18 protein-coding genes are annotated in these 20,211 nt (G+C 41.9%); 11 read left to right on the top strand and 7 right to left on the bottom strand.

Going from position 1 to position 20,211, the window contains the following annotated elements; genetic code table 11:
- Positions 1-194 precede the first annotated feature (194 nt).
- From yidD to rpmH, 3 genes are all read right to left on the bottom strand, one after another.
- Positions 195-563 (bottom strand): membrane protein insertion efficiency factor YidD, encoded by a 369-nt coding sequence (gene yidD / locus HL061_RS08515; RefSeq protein WP_093070248.1) that lies wholly within the window; start codon positions 561-563, stop codon positions 195-197.
- Position 564: 1 nt separating this feature from the next.
- The gene (gene rnpA / locus HL061_RS08510) at positions 565-936 is read right to left on the bottom strand and encodes a ribonuclease P protein component (RefSeq protein WP_252962723.1); all 372 of its coding nucleotides are present in this window, start codon (positions 934-936) and stop codon (positions 565-567) included.
- A 186-nt stretch (positions 937-1,122) separates the two neighbouring features.
- Complete coding sequence (gene rpmH, locus HL061_RS08505; RefSeq protein ID WP_007394757.1) at positions 1,123-1,257, bottom strand: 50S ribosomal protein L34; 135 nt, start codon at positions 1,255-1,257, stop codon at positions 1,123-1,125.
- A gap of 590 nt (positions 1,258-1,847) precedes the next feature.
- Between rpmH and dnaA the strand changes: the two genes are divergently transcribed.
- The 5 genes from dnaA (at position 1,848) to HL061_RS08480 (ending at position 9,849) form a co-directional block, all read left to right on the top strand.
- Positions 1,848-3,293: a chromosomal replication initiator protein DnaA gene (gene dnaA, locus HL061_RS08500; RefSeq protein WP_252962722.1), complete on the top strand. Its 1,446-nt coding sequence runs from the start codon at positions 1,848-1,850 to the stop codon at positions 3,291-3,293.
- Positions 3,294-3,452: 159 nt separating this feature from the next.
- Positions 3,453-4,628 carry a DNA polymerase III subunit beta gene (gene dnaN, locus HL061_RS08495; RefSeq protein ID WP_240365692.1) on the top strand — a complete coding sequence of 392 codons (1,176 nt, stop codon included), beginning with the start codon at positions 3,453-3,455 and terminating at the stop codon, positions 4,626-4,628.
- Positions 4,629-4,757: 129 nt separating this feature from the next.
- On the top strand, positions 4,758-5,990 hold the full coding sequence (recF, locus tag HL061_RS08490) for a DNA replication and repair protein RecF (RefSeq protein WP_240365693.1): 1,233 nt from the start codon (positions 4,758-4,760) through the stop codon (positions 5,988-5,990).
- 532 nt (positions 5,991-6,522) lie between these two features.
- The gene (gene gyrB, locus HL061_RS08485) at positions 6,523-9,153 is read left to right on the top strand and encodes a DNA topoisomerase (ATP-hydrolyzing) subunit B (protein ID WP_252962721.1); all 2,631 of its coding nucleotides are present in this window, start codon (positions 6,523-6,525) and stop codon (positions 9,151-9,153) included.
- A 126-nt stretch (positions 9,154-9,279) separates the two neighbouring features.
- Positions 9,280-9,849, top strand: coding sequence for a manganese efflux pump MntP family protein (locus HL061_RS08480; RefSeq protein ID WP_252962720.1), 570 nt, complete (start codon positions 9,280-9,282; stop codon positions 9,847-9,849).
- Between the two features lie 211 nt (positions 9,850-10,060).
- On the opposite strand, the gene rlmF is transcribed toward HL061_RS08480, so the two are convergent.
- Positions 10,061-11,098 carry a 23S rRNA (adenine(1618)-N(6))-methyltransferase RlmF gene (rlmF, locus tag HL061_RS08475; RefSeq protein WP_252962719.1) on the bottom strand — a complete coding sequence of 346 codons (1,038 nt, stop codon included), beginning with the start codon at positions 11,096-11,098 and terminating at the stop codon, positions 10,061-10,063.
- A 76-nt stretch (positions 11,099-11,174) separates the two neighbouring features.
- Positions 11,175-11,867: a LysE family transporter gene (locus HL061_RS08470; RefSeq protein WP_071002660.1), complete on the bottom strand. Its 693-nt coding sequence runs from the start codon at positions 11,865-11,867 to the stop codon at positions 11,175-11,177.
- A 518-nt stretch (positions 11,868-12,385) separates the two neighbouring features.
- Between HL061_RS08470 and HL061_RS08465 the strand changes: the two genes are divergently transcribed.
- The 4 genes from HL061_RS08465 to HL061_RS08450 all read left to right on the top strand — a co-directional run bounded on the left by HL061_RS08465 (position 12,386) and on the right by HL061_RS08450 (position 16,249).
- Positions 12,386-13,186 carry a crotonase/enoyl-CoA hydratase family protein gene (locus tag HL061_RS08465; protein ID WP_071002659.1) on the top strand — a complete coding sequence of 267 codons (801 nt, stop codon included), beginning with the start codon at positions 12,386-12,388 and terminating at the stop codon, positions 13,184-13,186.
- 259 nt (positions 13,187-13,445) lie between these two features.
- Positions 13,446-14,297: a sce7726 family protein gene (locus HL061_RS08460; protein ID WP_071002658.1), complete on the top strand. Its 852-nt coding sequence runs from the start codon at positions 13,446-13,448 to the stop codon at positions 14,295-14,297.
- Positions 14,298-15,236, top strand: a complete 939-nt coding sequence (locus HL061_RS08455) for a sce7725 family protein (RefSeq protein WP_071002657.1) — start codon at positions 14,298-14,300, stop codon at positions 15,234-15,236.
- A gap of 35 nt (positions 15,237-15,271) precedes the next feature.
- Entirely contained in the window at positions 15,272-16,249 is a 978-nt protein-coding gene (locus tag HL061_RS08450; RefSeq protein ID WP_197496652.1) for an RES family NAD+ phosphorylase, read from the top strand.
- 198 nt (positions 16,250-16,447) lie between these two features.
- Here the strand turns inward: HL061_RS08450 and HL061_RS08445 are convergent, their stop codons facing one another.
- A complete protein-coding gene (locus HL061_RS08445; protein ID WP_071002655.1) occupies positions 16,448-16,942 on the bottom strand; it encodes a cupin domain-containing protein in 495 nt (164 codons plus the stop codon).
- 272 nt (positions 16,943-17,214) lie between these two features.
- Here HL061_RS08445 and HL061_RS08440 point away from each other — a divergent pair, with 272 nt between their 5' ends.
- On the top strand, positions 17,215-18,288 hold the full coding sequence (locus tag HL061_RS08440; RefSeq protein ID WP_252962718.1) for a MalY/PatB family protein: 1,074 nt from the start codon (positions 17,215-17,217) through the stop codon (positions 18,286-18,288).
- A gap of 181 nt (positions 18,289-18,469) precedes the next feature.
- Complete coding sequence (locus tag HL061_RS08435; protein WP_083328902.1) at positions 18,470-18,964, top strand: hypothetical protein; 495 nt, start codon at positions 18,470-18,472, stop codon at positions 18,962-18,964.
- Positions 18,965-19,235: 271 nt separating this feature from the next.
- Here the strand turns inward: HL061_RS08435 and HL061_RS08430 are convergent, their stop codons facing one another.
- A complete protein-coding gene (locus HL061_RS08430) occupies positions 19,236-20,195 on the bottom strand; it encodes a glycosyltransferase (protein ID WP_071002654.1) in 960 nt (319 codons plus the stop codon).
- Between the last annotated feature and the right edge of the window lie 16 nt (positions 20,196-20,211).

Below are 20,211 nucleotides of genomic sequence, written 5' to 3'. Positions count from 1 at the left end.
TTAGGGAATGAAAAATTAGGGCATGTGTCATGACTGTATTGCATAGTTATCATCATGATCGATAACCGCGTTGAGAGTCATTTACATAAAATGTGCATTATTTTACTAAAAATCTGCTTCAAATGATACCAAGAGTGTGGATAACTTGTGGGTAAGTCATTGAAGATGATATCTAAAGCCCGAAGTTATGATTTTTATGTTGTCTTCATTAAGTAGTTAAGACGTGGCACATACCCCTGACGATCTCGGTAAACACCCCATCCTCTACTATCGCTACTCGTTGTAGAAGGTATATATTGATACCGATAAGAAGATAAAGGGAGCGGGACAAAATCAATGCCGTGTCCACCAAGCGGATGACATTTACTAAGACGTTTTAACAGCAACCAACTACCTACACGAGTGCCATGCCACGCCAAAGCTTGTTTACCATAGTTTGAACAGGTGGGATAGTAACGGCAGCGAGCAGGTATGATAGGGCTAATTATTTTTTGATAAAATTTTATTATATTTAATATAAAAACAAAAATTATTTTATTTATTAAAACTAATAATTTTTTCATTTTATTTTTTTTCTATTTTTTTAAAAATATTATTTATTTCATTTTTAAATTCTTTATTATCAATATCCTTTATCGATTTTTTTACTATAAAAACAATATCTTTATTTTCTAATTTAAAAGCTTTTGTACGGAACTGCTCACGGATATGTCGTTTAATCAAATTTCGAACGACAGCAGTAGGCACTTTACGCTTAGTAATCGCCATACCGATACGTGGCTTGTCACAGGCACTGGGTCTCACAAACGCCATCAAGTGACTCTGATGTATCTTACGCTCAGGTGCGTCAAACACTTCACGAAACGCTGCTGGTGTCAGTAGGCGCTGCTCTTTAGTAAAATTGGCTGTAGGTGTAGCTAAAAGAGATTGGGGCATGGTATGACCTAATATGATAGGGAATGGCGATATTAAAGATAATAGCAAAATATAGAAACAAAAAAAGCGCCGATGCGGGCGCTTTTAATATATGGCTAAGTGTCAGTTGTGATGATTGACTATTGCAATCTATAAACAATAGGAGCACAACAAGCAATATTAGCCATGCTTATCGCTATCTACTGATTATACAGTTAGACGATGACGTCCTTTAGCACGGCGACGAGCTAAGACCTGACGGCCTTTTTTAGTTGCCATACGAGCACGGAAACCGTGAGTACGTTTACGCTTGATCACGCTTGGTTGGAATGTACGTTTCATAACTCACCTATCAAAATAATGGACTAAATTCGTAATAACGGAGGATTATACCATCCAGTATAGTTTTGGTCAATAAACTAATTTAGCCTGTTTTCAGAGATTTAGTTTCTGCTATCAGACTGCTAGATATTATTTGTTCAATACTTCCGTTTTGTTTAACCAGTGTTTTTAGTTGACAGTAAATAATTTTTGAAGTTATCCACAGTTTTGCATGAAATCTATAACAATAATTAATTAATATATATAGGTATTGTTGTTATTGGGGCCTTACTTATCTGTGGCTAACTCCAATTTATCCTTATTTATCAAAACACTAGACTATGGGTAAGGTTGTGGATAACCTGTGGGCTAAATATGGATAACTTATCTTGTTGAGTTATCCACAAAACTATCCACAGTCTTATCCCCAAAAAACAAGGTTTTATCCACAGGGTATTTATGTTAGATTAGCCCCTACTTCGTGTGTGGCTTCTCATAGCTTTCCAGTGTGACTTTTAACACAGTTAATCACTGTTGATACCAAGTATTTCTGTAGAAGGTCAGGCTATTAAAGTTAATTATTATTGCAAATTATAGGGTTAGTATTTTTCATGATAGACACAGCAAATATTTGGGATAAATGTCTGAACGATTTGCGCTATAACGTTAAAGACAACGTTTTTACCATGTGGCTGAGACCTCTATCAGCTTATCAAGAAGCACAAACTCTGATCATTCTTGCGCCTAATGATTATTTTGTCACGTATATTAAAAAGAACCATCTTCAAGATATTCAGCAATTGGTTGCTAAGCACAGTCAAGGTAGCATTGAAGAGGTTGTTGTCCATGTTGATAATGCTGGACGTGAGGTAGACGATAGTCAGCAGACAAAATCAGGCTCATTATTTTTGGAGGATAAGCCCTCCCCTACTCCATCTGAGCATAAATTTGAATCTATCCATCATAATAATTCAAAAGCAGATATCGACGCTAATATGCGTCAGGGAGAACTAAACGACTCGGCTGATGCTAAATCACTGAGCTATCTCAACCCTGACTTTACTTTTGAGACATTTGTCACTGGTAAGTCGAACAATCTGGCCTACAAAGCTTGTTACGAGCTTGGTAAAAAACAATCAAAAAATCGACACAATCCTTTATTTATATATGGACCTTCTGGATTAGGAAAAACGCATTTAATGCATTCTGTAGCACATCGATATCTAAAAAATAATCAAAGTTTTTATTATTTTACTTCTGAAAAATTTATAAACCAATTAGTTTATTCATTAAGAAATAATAAAATAGAAGATTTTAAAAAGAAAATAAAAAAAGTAGATTTATTGATTGTGGATGATATCCACGTCTTAGCAGGAAAGACCAAAAGTAGTAATGAGTTTTTGACGTTATTTGCAGATTTTACTAGTGGTGACAAACAACTGATTTTGGCTTCTGATCGTCATCCATCACAAATGACGGAATTTGATGAACGCTTTAGATCGCGATTTTCTTGGGGATTGACAGTCGCAGTTGACCCTCCTGAGATTGATACTCGCGTGCAAATTTTGCAGAAAAAAGCCGCTTCTTATGGCATGGTGCTGCCTAAAGAGTGTGCATTGTTTATCGCTCAAAACGTGGTGTCCAACGTCAGACGTTTGGAGGGTGCTCTCAATCAAGTTTTTGCAAATGCTAATTTGACAGGTGCACAGATTACTCTTGAGATGGTGCAATACGCGTTAAAAGACATCGTCGCTATGCGTGTACAAGCCGTAAATATGGATAATATCCGAAAAATAGTCGCTGAATACTATGATGTAACGGTGAAAGACATTATGGGGCGTAAACGTACGCGTAGCATCGCCAGACCTCGCCAAATAGCGATGGCCTTATCGCGTGAGTTAACAGGTGATAGTTTTCCTGAAATTGGTCAATCATTTGGTGGACGTGACCATACTACAGTGATGCATGCTTGCGATAAAGTAAATGAATTACGAGCAGCAGATCCAGCGTTTGACAAGGATTATAAGACGCTAGCGTTGATGTTACAGGCAGGTTAGTAGAGTAAGTCTCCACTGTATTTTAGGGAGAAAATATCGTTTATAATATTGAAAATATAAGCAGATAGATGCTCTGTAGATTATAGTCGGTAGACAAGGTATTATTAGACGATTACGTCAAATTTTTATAAAAAATCATTCAAATAAGAGTAACTAAGCATGCAATTATCGATCAATCGAGAATCGTTACTAAAAGCTATCAACTTGATCGCCAAAGCCGCTGATAAACGCCATAATATGGTGATATTGGGTAATATTAAGCTGCAGTTATCAGAGTCCGAGCTTATCTTGACAGCCTCAGATTTAGAAGTGGAGCTGACATCGACCTTGAAATTGCCTGCTGGTGCTTGTGTTGAAGCAGGAACAACGACGCTACCTGCAACAAAACTAAAAGATATTTGTAAGTCTTTACCTGCACAAGCCCAAGTTAACCTAGCGACTCAAGCGAATGAACGTTGTCTGCTTACCAGTGGCAAGAGCCGTTTCACGCTAGGTACCTTACCAAGTGAAGACTATCCAAGCTTGGGCAATCCTGAAAATATCACGCCGTTGAACATCAGCCGTAGTCGATTGACAGATTTGATTCACAAAACTCAGTTTGCGATGGCAATTCAAGATGTACGTTATTATTTGACGGGTATGCTGTTTGATGTTTCACAGCAGCAGCTGACGACCGTTGCGACTGACGGACATAGATTGGCCTTGGCACGTAGCGTTATAGATGTGAGTGCTGATCTGAGCATGCAGGCTATCTTGCCACGTAAGGCAGTGATCGAGCTTGAGCGTTTGGCGACTGAGCTTGGCAAAATGCTAGGCGATAAGGACAATGCAGTTACGCTGAGTTTTGGGCGTGAGTTTTTGCAAGTGAGCTTACCATTTGGCGATGTAGATAGTGCAGGGCAAGTCAGCCAAAACCTAATGGTGACGTTTACTGCCCGTTTGATTGATGGCAAATTCCCTGATTATCGCCGCGTCATGCCAAGCAATACCGATAAGCTCGCGTTATTTAGTCAAGAAAAAATGACTGACGTATTACGCCGGGTTGCGATTTTAAGTAACGAGAAATCTCGCGGTGTGGTCTTTAATTTTGCCAGTGATGGTATGATAGAAGTACGTGCCAATAATGCTGAGCAAGATGAAGCCGTGGAGATGCTCCAAGCCAAATATCAGGGCGAGCCAATGGAGCTATCATTCAATGCTGCGTATCTACAAGATGTGCTAAGTGTTATTCAAGGTGATTTGCAGATGCATATGAGCCAATCGAATGCTTCAGTGTTGGTCAATCAGCTTAATGATGAGTTCCATCAATACGTCATCATGCCAATGCGTATATAGTCTGATTTTTTGCACATCATACAGCATTGAACCGCGCTAGCATCTTTTGAGTATTTACGCGGACAGCTTAAATTTAAATAAACTTTTGCTTGCTTTGAAAGCTGTAAATAATGGGCGGCTATCGATATCATGATTGAACGTCTACAAATATCAAATCTGCGCAACCTCACACAAGTTAATTTGCAGTCGACCGTTTGCAACGTTGTCATCGGTGCAAATGGTAGCGGCAAAACCTCTTTACTTGAAGCGATATTCTTATTATCGAGAGGCAAGAGCTTTCGGCATCATCAGCCCAAGCGCTATATTCAGCATCATCAAAACTATGCAACGGTCTATGCTAAGCTCAATGATAGTCGTACGTTAGCCATTCAAAAACAAGCAGATGCGACCACCATTCTGCGTCTTAATCAAGCGACTGTCTACAATCAAAGTATATTGACTGAGCAGCTACCCACGCTATTGATAGATCCCTCAACGATGGATATGTTAGAGCAGGGTAGTGCCAGTCGTCGCCAGCTATTAGATTGGTTGGTGTTTCACATGAAACAAGGTTTTCACCCACAATGGGTCGCCTATCAACGCCTGTTAAAACAGCGCAATAGTTTACTAAAAAAGACTCGTCAATTGACTCAAGTCCAGCTAGCTGAGCTAAAGTCTTGGGATAAAGGACTAAGTAATCATGCAGCATTGATACATCATTATCGTGAGCAAGTATTTACTGAGTGGCAGCCTTATTTTGCCAAAAGTGTTCTGCAATTGTTACCGTCTTATGCTGAGCAATTGAGCCTAAGTTATAACGCTGGCTATGACACTAATGTCGCGCTTGATGTGCAGCTTAATGAGCGATTAGAGCAGGATTTACAGTTAGGATATACCCGTATAGGCAATCATCGGGCTGATATCCATGTGCATTGGCGCTCTGATAATGCAGTGCGGTCTGATGATGATGTTGTAGATAGTCAGGCGACAAATACAAATACAGCGTCCTCAAACCATGAGGTAAATGCTAAATTACCAACTCTAAAAGAGCAGGCAGCAAATGTATTGTCCCGCGGTGAAAAAAAACTGCTGATTACGGCACTGCGACTGTCACAGCTGCCTTTATTGCTCAATGATAATGAAGATAGCGCTTCGTTCGATAATAACTCAACATCGAGAGCGACCCCTGTTGTGCTACTAGATGACATCACCGCAGAGCTAGACGATAGGGCGATAGGTATTCTTTTATCAACATTAGCGCAGCTGCCTTGTCAGGTGTTCATGACCAGCTTGACGGATGATATCGTACCTCTGGTTAATGATTTGTGGTCAAAACCTAGATTGTTTCACGTGAAACAAGGCCAGATATTGTCTGTTGATTAATTCCTATTGATTAATTCTTAATCGCTTATCATCACTTTAAGCATTTTCCTGCCTACTTATAACGCCTTTTATGCGTCCTTTACTGAGTATCACAGTCACGACTATTACTTATACTAGCTATTAGGTAGAGACACTGACTCATAAGTCGTAAAACTCCCAGTAAACAGTGACTTACAGACAAAAAAATGCTAAAATAACCCTTTATTTTTGTCCTGTTCTCAGCAATTTATTCGATAGCATCATATAATAGACTTCTATTTTTTATTTCTTTATAAGTAGTTGATAATTAAGTATTTTATTTATTTCAATAGTTTTAACAATGGCTAGAAAAACAAAGACTATTACTAATAAGTAATTTGCCAATTTTATCTCTATGCAGCCTTTTTTAGGCTAACGGTGGTTAGTAGTTTAGCCACTCATATGCACTCTAAGTGATGAATAATAGAAGTTGGTTTTAAGATGCCATCATGAGGTGCATTTTTATAAGTGCGCTGATAAAAACGGCTGATTATGGCTAGATTAAGGAATGTACATGAGTGATTCATTACCTATTGACCACGAGCAATTGATAGACGACAGTGCTACTGAAGCCGCTGTGTCTACTGTAGTTTCAGAAGTATTACCTTCTGATTATAGTTCTAAGGATATCCGTGTACTACGTGGGCTAGAGGCTGTACGCGTGCGCCCTGGTATGTATATTGGTGACACTGACGATGGCACAGGCTTGCATCATATGGTCTTTGAGGTCGTGGATAACTCTATCGATGAGGCGCTGGCCGGTCACTGTGATCAGATTGATATTATCATTCACGAAGACGAGTCTGTCAGTGTGATGGATAATGGCCGCGGTGTACCAGTCGATATTCATCCAGAGGAAGGGGTATCAGCGGCGCAGGTCATCATGACAGTCCTGCATGCAGGCGGTAAGTTCGATGATAATAGCTATAAAGTCTCAGGCGGTCTGCATGGTGTTGGGGTATCGGTCGTCAATGCGTTGTCTAAAAAGCTTGAGATGAATATCTGGCGTGAAGGCTATCATTACCGTCAGACCTATACTGATGGCGTACCTGACGCTGATATTCAGCAGATGGAAGCGACCGATCAAACCGGTACGCAAATCCGCTTTTATCCAAGCAGCGACGTATTCACCGGCACAGTCTTTGAATATGATATTTTGGCAAAACGCCTACGCGAGCTGTCATTTTTGAACTCCGGTGTGCGTATCGTTCTGACCGATGAGCGTATTGATAAGCGTCGTGAGTTTGAGCATAAAGGCGGCTTATTAGAGTTTGTCAGCTATATCAATGCAGGTAAAGACGGTATCAATGAAGTATTCCATTTTACCAGTCAGCAAGACGATGGTATCAGTGTCGAAGTCGCGCTACAGTGGACCGATACGTATAACGAAAAAGTGCTGTGCTTTACCAATAACATTCCGCAAAAAGATGGCGGTACGCATTTATCAGGTTTCCGCTCAGCCCTGACACGTGGCTTAAACAGCTATATGGATCGTGAGAATTTATTCAAAAAAGAAAAAGTCGCGGCGACTGGCGATGATGCTCGTGAAGGTCTAACGGCTATTGTCTCGGTGAAAGTGCCTGATCCAAAGTTCTCAAGCCAGACCAAAGACAAGCTGGTCTCAAGTGAAGTGAAATCTGCTGTCGAATCAGCGATGCATGATAAGTTCAATGATTATCTGCTAGAAAACCCAAGCGCTGGTAAAGCCATTGCTAATAAAATCATGGAAGCTGCTCGTGCGCGTGACGCCGCTCGTAAAGCGCGAGAGATGACCCGCCGCAAGACGACTCTGGATATTGCAGGTCTGCCGGGCAAGTTGGCTGACTGCCAAGAAAAAGATCCAGTACTATCTGAGCTATATATTGTGGAGGGTGACTCTGCAGGTGGCTCAGCGAAGCAAGGTCGTAGCCGTAAGACTCAAGCGATTTTGCCACTAAAAGGTAAAATTTTGAACGTTGAGCGTGCACGTTTTGACAAAATGCTGTCATCTGCTGAAGTGGGTAACCTGATCACGGCACTCGGCTGCGGTATCGGCCCTGATGAGTATAATCCAGATAAAGTACGCTACCATAAAATCATCATCATGACTGATGCCGATGTGGATGGCTCACACATTCGTACCCTGCTGCTGACGTTCTTTTTCCGTCAAACGCCTGAGCTGATCGAGCGTGGCTATGTATATATCGCCCAGCCGCCGCTATATAAAGTGAAAAAGGGTCGTCAAGAGCTGTATCTCAAAGATGATGAGGCGCTAAAAGCGTATCTATTGTCATCAACCATTGATAGTACCAAGCTACATGTTAGCGCGGATGCGCCTGCTATTACAGGGCAAGCGCTTGAATCATTGCTGAATGATTATAACCAAACTCAGCTGATCAAAGCGCGTTTGCAGATTCGCTTCCCAGCGGTCATCTTGGATGCGTTGACGCACACGCCAAAGCTATCCATTGATATGACTTATGATGAGTCTGCGATGCAGGACTGGCAAAAAGCCATGCAGGTTCAGCTTGACGTCTTTGGTAGTGAGTTAAATCCTGAGATTGAGTTGGTCAATATTCATGCACCGCAGTCACAAGATATGGATTCAGCGGCTGCCGATTTATTGGGTATGACACCTGCAATTGGCACTGAGGCCGCAAGCACCGCAGAAGGCGAAGCATCAGACAATGAGGCTTTATCTACTAAGGCGCAGTGGCTACCACGTGTCACAGTCTATGTGCATCAACTGGCACACCATTATCTGTTAGATGCTAGCTTTATCAACTCAAGTGAGTATGGCAAACTGTTACGTCTATCAAGCGAATGGAATACCCTGCTTGAGAGTGATGCCTTTATCCGCCGTGAAGCAAGTGCGGGCACGACTAAAGATATCCCAGTACGTGACTTCGATTATCTCTGGCAGCAAATGATGCTCGACGCGCGTCGTGGTCTGGCTATCCAGCGCTACAAAGGTCTAGGTGAGATGAACGCCGACCAGCTATGGGATACCACGATGGATCCAGAAAACCGTCGTATGCTACGTGTCACTATCGAAGATGCGATTGCCGCTGATCATATGTTTACCTGCTTGATGGGTGATCATGTCGAGCCGCGTCGTGTCTTCATCGAAGAAAATGCGTTAACCGTCTCAAATCTAGATATCTAATTTTGAAACTGATCAGTAACAATGTATAAAAATACCGCTTCGTCTATCGAAGCGGTATTTTTGTTTCACATGAAACCTTTTTTATAAAGCTAATCATACCTGCTATTCGAGTTAAGAGAAAATACCATGATTGAAGTAGTGCTGCTCGCGATTGCACTCGCGATGGATGCGTTTGCTGTATCGATAGGACTGGGCGCAAAGTCACAGAAACAAAGCCAGCAATATGTACGTCATCTCGCTATTTATGCCGCATTATATTTCGGTATCGCGCAGGGTGTGATGCCGTTCATTGGGTATTTATTGGGTGCAGCGCTACTGGGTTGGTTGGCGGCGGCCGCGCCTTGGATCGGCGGTATCATCTTAATTGCGCTGGGTGGCAAGATGCTGTACGAAGTGCTCAGTGGTGAGGATGACGAAGACGATATTGACGTGGGCGGTAGTGTCATTAGCCATCGCACCATGTTTACGCTAGCGATTGCCACTAGTATCGATGCCATGGCAGCTGGATTTACGCTAAATTTATTGGCCTTGAACGCGTGGTTAGCTTGCTTGATTATCGCGGTCGTAACGGCTGTGTTTGGCTGGCTTGGGGTCTATTTGGGACGTCGCTCAGGCACATGGCTAGAGGATAAAGCCGAAGTATTGGGCGGTGTGGTACTGATTGCGATTGGTATCAAAGTCATGTTCTTTGGCTAATCTATTTATAGTCAATCAATATTAAAAGTGGTACAAGGCAGACGAGTGCAAGTACTACAGTAGTAGGCTAAACGAGTCTAACGCTGTAACACTTTAATAGTGGTTCGACTATAGAGTTTCACTTAGCCTTTATGCAAAAAGCACCGCCTTGAATATCAAAGCGGTGCTTTTTTGTTTCACGTGAAACTTAGGCGTATTATGTATTCAACGACTATTCTTCGTCGGTATCAAAGCGCCACGCGAGTACACGAGTGCTCTTTTGACCTTGGCTCATCTCAATGATACGCATCTGCGCGACATTAAGCTGCTTTAATAGTAGTTGTAAAGGTTTCACGTTTTCAGATTTTGATACTAACGTCGTGAACCAGCCGACATGCTCTGCAAAGCTTTGGCTTTCGTTTGCCATCTTGGTCAAAAATGCAATCTCGCCACCTTCACTCCACAATTCTTTATGCTGACCACCGAAGTTTAGGTTTTGCGCCGCGTTACCTGACTTGGTTGAATGACGGCTGATTTGCTCGCTTTCATTTTTGCCGCGATGACGTTGTAGGTTGTGCTGCTTACGACTGTTGGCTTCCATCGCTTCTTCTAATGAGGCGTGAAACGGAGGGTTACACACCACCACATCGAAATAATCTTGACGACCAATGATGTTTTTAAAGATGAACTTAGGCTCAGGCTGTAGCTTTACTTTGACCGCGCTTTTTAGCTTAGGATTGGCGTCACAAATGAGGGCGGCAGTATTGACCGAAACCGGATCAATATCGCTTGCGGTAAAGCGCCAGCCGTAGCTTTGGCTACCGACAATCGGATAGATCGCACTGGCACCCGTACCGATATCAAGGGCGTGAATCTCTTTACCGATCGGCGGTGTGTTGTCGGCATTCACGTGCGTGGTCTGCGCGAGTAAATCCGCAATATAGTGAATATAATCGGCACGCCCAGGGATTGGCGGACACAGATAGCCGTCAGGAATATCCCAAAACTTCACGCAGTAATAGTGCGCCAGTAGTGCTTTGTTGAGAGTACGAACCGCCTGATGATCCGAGAAATTAATCGTCGGCTCGCCTTTGGGGTTGGTGATGGTATGCTCAGCAAGCTCAGGCAACGCGCGAGTCAATACGGCAAAGTCGTAACGACCTTGATGTGGATTGCGCGGATGCAATTGACCGAGTTTTTTGGCGGTCGCAGGCGATCGGTTTCTGTGTTTACTATTGGCAGGATTACGGGTCATGGGCTTACTTATCATAATGTCAGGCTACGATATATGGATATAAGTCAGCAGTGTAGCAGATTTCACCGCTCGCAAATGAGTTATCGATGGCCTATCGATGACGCAAGATCAGGTTGAGCCCCAATACGATCATCGCAGACCCCAACACACGGTCGATCCAATGCTCAAAACGCTGAAGTCGTCGATGAATTGCAGGGACAGAGAGTAGCATCACCACGGTGCTAAACCATGCCATCTGTAGCACCATCATCCAGACGCCATAAATCGCCAATTGCCAAAGTGGGATGGCTGGCGATAGCACAAGGGTAAAAATCGCCACAAAATAGACAGGCGCTTTTGGGTTGAAGACATTGCAGAAAAACCCGCGACGCAATGTGGTAAAAGTATCGTTAGGTGTTGTAAATTTGGTATGAGTAGAGGCGTCTTGCTTTGCTTGTAAATGATCAATAGGTGCGTTCTCTTGCGTTACTAACGCTGTTAGTTCTAATGGCTTTTTAGGTTTGGCCTGAATACCTTGCCACCCCAGATAGATCAGATAGCCACCGCCCAGCCATTTGATCGCGGTCAATAGCGGCTGCGAGTGGGCAATCACCGTTGCCAATCCTAGCACTGAATAGATAATGTGTACCGATAATCCTAAGGTAATACCCAAACTACAAATCAAACCAGTACGCCGACCTTTGGCTAATGTCTGCTGCGAGACCAACACAAAATCAGGCCCTGGTGAGGCGGCCGCCAGCAAGTGAACGCTCGTGATTAGCAAAAACCCATGCCAAAACTCCATAAAACCCTCTGTACCCTATCCAGTCTGAATCATAGTTGCACTTATCACAAATGAGGTCAACTTTTATCTATTATCGCGCCATTCGAGTCATTGCTATCGCTTGTGTTATGGCTATATGCTGTCTATATTAAATGAAGTATTAAAAATAGTCCTATCGACAAATCGCTATAAATAAGCGATCAAGATTCGACGATATAACTAGGGCGTGTTGAACATTCGCAAATAGGCACTGCTGATTGCTAAAATTGTTCCAGACAAGGCACAAAGCGACGATAATGCAGATGCCTTAACGAGATTTGTAACGCAGTATGGGGCAATTTTAGCATCAGCCCCAACGATAAAAGCAGGGGACAGGACTCTTTTTTGCCGCTTCATCGTTAAAAATAAGCGCTTAGAATGACTAAACTTATTATTTTTAACATCGAATCGCCTAAAAAATAGTCGCTGTCAGTGCCATGGTCGAATGTTTAACACGCCCTACTCACTTCATAAAAAATAACTTTGACAAGGACATCACCATGACGACGGACAGTACCACGCAAGACAACCGCATTACTTATGACACAGACGGCACTATTTGCCTGATTGGGCTAAACCGCGCCAATAAACGCAATGCTTTTGACAGTCATATGATTACCCAGCTATCTGATGCATTGACTCGATATGAAGACGATGAGCATCTACGCTGTGCGCTTATCTTTGCGCATGGCGATCACTTCACCGCTGGGCTCGATCTGGTCGAGCTACAAGATAAGCTAAACGATGGTGTGTTTGAGTTTGATGATAATCAAATTGATCCGTGGGGCATTAGTGGACGCTTACGTACCAAACCTGTGGTGGTGGCGGTCAAAGGCACGTGCTTTACCGTGGCTATCGAGTTGATGCTCAATTGTGATGTGGTCATCGCAAGCGACAACTGTAACTTTGCGCAAATGGAAGTCCAGCGCGGCATTATGCCATTTGGCGGAGCGACGGTACGCTTTGTCGCGGCGGCAGGCTGGCAAAAAGCCATGCCATATCTACTCACGGGCAAAGCGTTCGATGCGCAAACGGCTGATCGACTGAACTTGGTCAGTGAAGTGGTGGCAAATGGGTCTGAGTACGAGCGCGCATTAACACTGGCACAAGAGATCAGCAAAGCTGCGCCGCTGGGCGTTAGAGGCGCGCTGTCTTCCGCGCAAGATGCGAGCCGCAATGGTGCCGCGAAGGCACTGGCTAATATCCACAGCTATTTGCCGCCACTCTTTCATTCAGAGGATGCAAAAGAGGGCGTGATGGCGATGGTTGAGAGACGTGAGGCTGAGTTTAAGGGGATGTAAACTGAAAATTTAGACGATTTTTGATTAAATTGTCTAAGTTATAGATAACTGTGATAATTGAGTAAAGTTGCTTATATGAGTAGCATATTAACTAAATAATATTATGTAGCGTTGCTATATTAGAACCATATAATCTAATTCATATTTAGTATTATTATATTTATAGTAGATACGATATAATTGCTAGGTTAGCAGGCTTGATATTTAAGGTAAAAGATGGTAGGCGTGCAAAAAAATATTCAGTTATTCGGGAACTTAAATGTCTACAGATATTAATCAGCTTAGAGATTTATCAACACTTTTCACAAGAAGTGAAATACTTCGATTGTTGAAAAATGACTTTGGCTCAGTTGATAAAAAATTAATAAGATATGATTTGATAGATAAAAGAAGAGGAAGTACATATTTAAAAATATTTAAAGAAGAGTATAGAAAACTCCAAAAAAACTATCAAAATGAATATGTTGTAAAAAATGAGTTTCTAAATCAGAAATTGATAAAGGAAATAGGTAATAGACACTCAGTAATTTTTAATGAAATGAGACTGGGTGGTGCAACTGCTGATTTAGCTATTTTTAATGGGGTATCTAAGGTATTTGAAATAAAAACAATACTTGATAAAGAGTATAGATTATCAAAACAGTTAGAGGTTTATAAAAAAATATTCAATGAAGTTTATGTTATAGTTCCACAGGAAAATGTATTACAATATATGAAATACGACAGTAACGTAGCAATTATCTCTTATGATTCAGAAATGACAGAATTCAGAGTAGAAAGAGAGGCGATAAAAAATATTGATATTGATATTGATGTTCTGATGAATGTTCTGCATTCTAAAGAGTATCTTAATATTACATATGATTACTATGATGAATTACCTGAAATAAATGCTTTTAACCAATTTGAAGTATGTAAAAGTTTAATTTCGAAAATACCATACGAAAAGCTTAACTATTCATTTATAGAAGCTATGAAGAATAGAAAAGTATACAACTCATTTTTTAACAAGGTCAATAATGAATTTAATCAGGTTTGTCTTTCATTGAATTTGAAAGAAGAGCAAAGGAAGGATTTGATTAATAAGTTAAAGACTCATAAGGTGTGTTAAATGTACTATCCATACTTAAGAGGTAGACAGTTCGAATTAATAACAATTAGAGATTTAGCATTAGAGAATGCTTTAGAAAAAGTCACACCTGTCATTGAGCCTGTTAAAGAAAATTTTAATAGCTTAAGTCTTGCTAATAATATATTTCTTGAAAGTGGATTTAAGCCCTTCTTAATAGTAAATCCATCTGTAGGCGAAGTTGTAGGAGATAAAGAGCATTTCCTACAATATATTAGTAAGCTAGAAAGCTCAATGTATAAACCTGCTTTCCACTATTCTGATAATGCAGAATATATCTTGGAATGTATCCATAAGTACAACTTAGAAGACACTATGATTATTGGTCTAGATGACTTCACTAAAGAAGATAGTTTGATTGAACTTTGTAGTAATAATAGTATAAGTCACATCATGCTTTTAGAGCCTCACAGGTATAGGTCTTTAGATAGAAAGATTAAAGATTTAAATAAGATTTATATTAGATTAGATGATCTATTTGAACGTCAACAAAAAAATGCAGATTATCTCGAAATCCCTGCTCACAAATTTTCCGAAGAGCATTTGTACTATAAAGATGACCGATACCAAGGGTTTAGCGATTTTACTGTTTTATCTAAGGAGTATCTCGAAGGTGGAAGTGTCCCAAGAGCTGTTGTTATAAATCTGACTTATATTAATGAAGAGATGAATGATCAAATTTGGATAAGACATTTTACTTCTGATACAAATGATTCTATCTCCAATGTACAAGGAAAATTTGCCGAAGCTACCAAAAAAGCTATCAAGTTCTGTGAAGAGTTACCGCTAGAAAATTCAGGTACAGATGAGCTTAAAAAGTACTATGAAGAATTAAAGTATCCTGGTCTTGGTACTGTGAAAAAGATAACTATCAAAAACCATTTGCTAGTCGTTAAAAAGTATTTAGATAAAATATCATGAATAGTATATGTGAAAGTTGCTTCGAAGATAGAGAGTTGAAAGGTTTTATCCTCTCTCAAGGCGAGCGTGGGTCATGTTGTTTTTGTGGCACTGATGATAAAAATATAATAAAAATTGATGAGTTATTAGATTTTTTTGACGAGCTTTTAGGTAATTTCGAGACACATCCTGATGGTATTGGACTTCTAAGCCTCATTCAAGGTGATTGGAGCTTATTCCGTAACAACGAGACAGGTATTAAGTTTCTTAATATAATTATCGATAAGTTAGAAATAAGTTTTTTTCATGCAGATGTTCTAGTTAACTATAGCCAAGAAATTTTAAACAATGTAAATTACTGGTTTGATTTGAAAGAGCAGCTAAAATGGGAAAAGAGATACTTAATAGATGTTAACTATCTGACAGATGAGCTAGGATGGGACGGTTTTTTCGAAAGTAAGTTTGTAGTGAGTAAAGATGACGTCTTATATAGAGCTAGATTACATCATAGTACAAACGATGAGAAATTTTCTCCTGATAAAATGTTCTGTCCACCTAAAGAAATTAGTACAGCTGGTCGTGCTAATCCCATGGGTATTCCTTACCTATATTTATCAGATCATGAAGAAACTATACTATATGAGATTAGATCCACGTATTTAGATGAAGTTTCTGTAGGTAAGTTCTCAGTCAAAAATGACTTAGACAGAGATGTAGTAATTTCTGACTTTACTGAAGTTTCTACAATATATCATCCAAATGAGGTAAATAAAAAAATAAAGTCTAGACTATTAAAAAGACATATTAGTAGAGATTTATCTCAGCCTCTCAGGAGGTATGACTCAGAATTAGATTATATACCTACACAATTTATCTGTGAGTTTATTAAAATTTATACAGGTGTGGAAGGCTTGAAATTTACTAGTTCACTGCATAACATTGGTAATAACTATGTGATTTTTAATCAAAACTTATTTGACTGTTTTGAGGTTAAAAAGGTAAATATTTCAAAGGTGAAGATAGGGTATAATTGATTTCGACTAAAGAAAATGTTATTTCTATTAGACTTCTTGCATAAGTCATCGTCAGCCCTTGTAACTCCGTCAGTGGAAGTCAATGAACTGGTACTTTTGCAAGAGGTCTATTGAAAGCTATATTCTAATATTTTTCTGAATTTTGCTGCTTAATTCAAAAAATTTAAGAAAGGTGTCCAACTTTAAGTAGCCTTACCCTCAAACCTCACCCAAATCTTCCAAATCCACATACTCCTTTTTGCCATGTATCTTATACATCTTACGGTCGATCTCTGGATACAGGGTAATATCGATCGGTGGTCGGCTGCCGCCCATCAGGTAAGTGGCATCGGCATCGCTCTCATTGCGCATCGAATGCGCCGCGCCATGTGCAGGAAAGCCAACAAAATCTCCAGCACTCAGCTGATAATGCTCATCACCATAGCGCAGCGACAGCTCACCTGACAGCACATAAATGAACTCATCCGACTCTTCATGATAGTGATGGGTCGTCGTCTCATCTCCCGCTTCCACCCGTACGAGGTGCAAGCCAAACTTGGTCAGACCAACGATATCACTGAGCGATACCGTATGGCGGATAGCGTGCTCATTGAACTGGTGGATATGCTTAGTCTCAGGCGTGTTGTCGATATCGGATTTGGTCAAGACGTATGCTTGCGTGTCCTTAGGCGGCTTTTGTTCTGGTGTCGTCATCATCGGTCTCCTTGGTTGATGCTTTGAGTGTATACCACTATTAGCCAATAGTAACAGGTTTTAAAAGGGACGAGATAGGCGTGATGTTGATAATCAGACAGCGGCTTTATATATCCTGCATAAAGCGATTGTTGATGACGCCATTCCTGTTGTACCCTGAACCATTATTTTAAATGAAGGGGAATGCGGGTGTTGTATAACTTTGATGAGGCGATAGACGTGGTACGGGGTCGCTTAAATGGCACTATAGCGATGATACGATTCCGCTGTGGGTGGCGGATATGGATTTTAAGGCCGCACCGCCTATCTTAAACGCGATTGAGCAAGCCGTACAGCATGGCATATTGGGCTATACCAAACCTACTGAGGCGCTATATGACGCCATTATCGAGTGGCATGGCAGTCGCTATGAGTTACCGCTTGCTAAAGAAAATATTTTGTTTTCCCCGGGTGTCGTCCCAAGCTTAGCGCTGATGATGAACGTCTTTACCGAGGTAGGGGATGCGGTGCTGGTCAATGACCCTGTGTACACGCCCTTTATGAGCAAAGTCACGCAAAATAAGCGCACGCTGGTGCGCTCAGCGCTGGTGGAAGCGGACGACAAATACCGTCTGGATTTGGACGATATGGAAACCAAAATCATCAAGCACAATATCAAGCTGTACTTTCTGTGCAATCCCCACAATCCGGGCGGGCGCGTGTGGACGGCGGATGAGCTGAATGCGGTGCTAGACTTGTGCAAAAAGCATGATGTGGCGATTGTCAGTGATGAGATTCATCAGGATTTGACCTTGCGCGGGCATACCTTTACGCCGTTTTTAACGCTGGCACAAGGTTATGAGCACAAGGTGGTGAGTCTGACCTCGATGACCAAAACCTTTAATATCGCGGGGATCAAAGGCTCGCTGATTTTTGCTAAGGATGCCGCACTGATAGAAAAAATTGACGCCCAGCAGCATCTAAACGATGAGTATGAGCTCAACATGTTCGCCTATGCGGCGATGCACAGCGCCTATCGTGACGGCGGTGAATGGTTGGCGCAGCTGCTTGTCTATATTGAGGATAATATTGAGTTTACCTTAGATTTTTTGGCGGACAAGTTGCCCAAAATCAAAGTCATGCGCCCAGAAGCGTCCTATCTGATTTGGCTGGATTGCTCAGCATATAGTCAAGACGACGAGCAGCTTTATGATATTTTACGTGCGGCGAAAGTGGAGCTCAATGCTGGAATCAAATATGGTGAGGAAGGACATCTCAAAATGCGTATCAATGTTGCCTGTCCGCGTATGCTGTTAGAAGCGGGTTTGGCGCGGATGGTGATGGCGTTTGAGGGATTGGGTGGTTAAGGCATTATTGAGAAAATGGGCAATGCCTTATTGCTGACTTAGTGAAACAAGCAAACTATTGATTCTATTAATCGAGATCAAACATGGATGAAAAAGTTAAAGCATCATGGAAGCGTGTACTTCACCCCACGACGCTTAAAAAAATATCATTACAGCCTCTATATTTTCGATGGGCTTCGAAATGCTCAAGAATAGTATTGTTGAAAAGATAAAAGGCTTTTTTACTAATGGGTTCGATGAAAATGGAATGATTGTTAGCGCTGAGTATAAAGAAAAGGTGCTTGTCTTGAATAGAAGCCGACTCTATGCATCTTTAACGTGGCTACGAGATATGGGTGCCATTGATGATGAAGATTTAGAGAAATTTGAGTATATCAAAAGGTGCCGCAACACCTTAGCTCATGAAATGTTAACATTTGCTTCGTCTGGGATTGACTTTGATGTCACAGAAACTTTTGAAGAAATGGTCGGTTTATTGAGAAAGATAGAGATTTGGTGGTTTGTAAACCTAGATATGGTAATAGACCCAGAGGCTTATCCTGAAGATCTAGATTTAGAGCAGGTTACTCCAGGTCCAGTATGGGGTCTTCAAATGCTTATTGACGTTGCGTTAGGTTCAGAGGATGAAGCGCAAAAATACTATAATTACTTTGTCGCAAACTCGGACAAAGTTTAAGATGTGCATTTCCTCGGAATTTTTCAACTCTCCTACAACTAGCTGCGAATGTATGTTGAATTGTACAAAATAGTATGGTCTAAATTTTCAACCACTTCTAAGCTAAAAATACTTATCACACCAAAGCTCAATCGGTCATAACCATTGAGCCTTAATATCTATACAGTTACTCTATCGGAGATAGCTCACCATGCGCGCTTGAGCGCAGGTACTGTTTGGGCGCTTTCACTTTTGCACCAAGCTCGCTCGCCACATATCAGTAAAACCACCTCTAAACAAACGGTGCATCAGGACAATGCGCTTTTTCCAGCTCACTCTCCGTAGGCGCACGCAGCAGCGTAATCGGCGCTGTCTGCGCCGCTTGCCACTCAATCAAGCCAAGCTCGGCAAACTCACCCAGCCAGCCGCCCATAGGCCAATGTTGCCACTGATCATAAAAACGATTGGCATTGATAACGATGCTGTCCAAGTGATTCAGCGGCGGACGGCAAACGCCATGCTGCTGATGATAGACTAGCTCCCCAGTCAGATAAAACGGCATGCCGCACACGCGGGCGCGAAATGCAAAGTCGGTGTCCTCCGCGCCGTAGCCGACATAAGCGGTGTCAAAGCCGCCAAGCGCCTCAAACTGCTGGCGCGTGATGGCAAAGCATAAGCTCCAAAACGCGCCAAAGTCCTCGGTCTGCGTCATCGCGGCAGGCGCGAGTGAGTCTGTGGGCGCAAAGTTGGGACGGTAAGGGTTGTATACCGAGAGCGCATCTAGCGCGGCGTCATTCAGCATCCCTGCTGCCAGTGATGCCGACTCGGCGGCTGACAGCGGGCGCGTTAGATATTTGGGCTGCCCCATCAGCAGCGCGTTAGGATGCACCGTGAGCTTGCTATACAGTCCAGCGATGCTGTCCGCCGCAACCAGACAATCGACATCTAAGAATATCAGCGCATCATGGCTGGCGTGTGTGGCGCCGATATTGCGATTGTGCCCGATATCAAAGCGCGCTTGCTTATCGTTGCCATCATTCGTGGTCGGTATCTGTACGATGTTCAGCGCGTATTCGTTTAGGCGCTTGGGGTCGGCGTCGTTATTGACGATGATGACTTCGGCAGGTGGCGTACTGCTGTTGGCAAGGGCGGCAAGCAGATTGTATAAGTGCGTGTTGCGTCCATAACAGGTAGTGATGACGCTCACAGGCGCGGTCGGTCGCTTCGGGGAGATTGGGTCGTGATGCATCATAGGCTTAGTTTTTCTT

This window comes from Psychrobacter sp. PSP, from assembly GCF_024085615.1.
In the GTDB taxonomy this organism is placed as follows: domain Bacteria; phylum Pseudomonadota; class Gammaproteobacteria; order Pseudomonadales; family Moraxellaceae; genus Psychrobacter; species Psychrobacter pacificensis.
Note: the sequence above shows the minus strand (reverse complement) of the source record. Positions and strands in the feature narration are given on the sequence as shown.